Source organism: Bacteroides sp. AF39-16AC (assembly GCF_003602735.1).
GTDB lineage: Bacteria > Bacteroidota > Bacteroidia > Bacteroidales > Bacteroidaceae > Bacteroides > Bacteroides uniformis.
This window is the reverse complement of record NZ_QTLN01000075.1, coordinates 1-1,346: the sequence shown is the minus strand read 5'-3', so window position 1 is coordinate 1,346 and position 1,346 is coordinate 1. Positions and strand designations below refer to the sequence as shown.

At 44.0% G+C, this 1,346-nt stretch carries 1 protein-coding gene; it reads right to left on the bottom strand.

Going from position 1 to position 1,346, the window contains the following annotated elements; translation table 11 throughout:
* Positions 1 to 1,345 (bottom strand): transposase (locus DW039_RS20755; RefSeq protein WP_120382316.1); only part of this gene is annotated, 1,345 nt, incomplete at its 3' end.
* Between the last annotated feature and the right edge of the window lies 1 nt (position 1,346).

The window sequence follows — 1,346 nt, the reverse complement described above, 5'->3', positions numbered from 1 at the left end:
CATCATCGTATTTACGCTCCCTCATAAAGAACTCCTTTAAAATTTCGGAAAAGCGTTCTGCAGTCGGTTCACCACCCTGATTGGAAGCCTTGACAAACTTGTTTTTGGCATGAGACATACAAACTTGGTGTACAGTATCTTTAAAACGGGCTGATTTCAGATCATTGCCGATAAACACATAAGCATTGTATCCGTCGGACATGATACTCTTCAATTCTGCATCACCCAAAAAGTCTGTAAGTACCTCACGACCGCGCGAGCCATTCTCATAGAAGAAAATGGCTGTTTTCCGAGCCTTGTTGACCAGAACCCAAATATAGCACTTCTTATAGTGATCATATTTACGCACCTTACACCAGGTCTCATCGCAGTTCACTATCGAGTCTTTTTCCAAAGCTATGGACTTCAATACACAGACCAATTCATCCAGGTATTTCTTGCCTTTCTTAAGCCAGTTGCGCAATGTGTTTTTAGAAACGGTCATGCCCATATCTGTCAGCCATTGGTGAAGAAGACCGAAAGTCACATTCTTCACATAAACTTCATAGGCGATAGCCTGCAGAAATTCAGGAGTAGCTTTAGTACCCTCGAATCTGGTCACCACCTCCGGATGGCCTTCAGAAGGGAAATAGCCCCACTTCGGCTTTTTACCAGGCTCTGCATAATGAACCATCTCAAAACATTCTTCCGTAAGGAAAGTACGGAAACTGAACACCCGTACCATTCTCCTTTCAATGATGCGACCGGGAACCTTTGTCAAGTCAGAAGGATGCTCTATTACTTCTCCGGATACTCCCGTCGTTTTATAACCGTCAGGACGATTGGACAAATCACGGCCTTTCCCGGAAGGCTTTTTAACCTCCGGTGATTGGACATGACCAACCGAATCCGTGCGAAGCGTATCATCGGTTCCATCATAATCATCCTTCTCCTTGTTCCGGTCTGAATCACCCGTCTTAGCTTTAGATTTGATCTTTTGACGTCGATCACCAAAACGTTCCTGATGGGCATAATCAAGTCTTTCCTGAAGTGACTTAATCTTACGTTCAGCCGATTTGCGAAGTTTATGCTCTTCTGACAACCGATTCTCAAGGTCAGCATGTTTCGATTCCATAGAGGACACCTGAGCCTTCAGATCCTTCATCTGAGCCATAAAATCCTCCAAAACAAGCTTCATGGCATCACTTGTCAACCGAAGATCCTGATTCTGTTCGGAAAGGTATTGTATGTACCGCTCTTTCTGATCCTCTGCCATACCTGCACTATAATTTATAGGGCTGAGTGAGCAGGTTGCCCTACTCAACAACTCTCGTTTTGTTGTAATTATATCTTGCAGATCGATCATA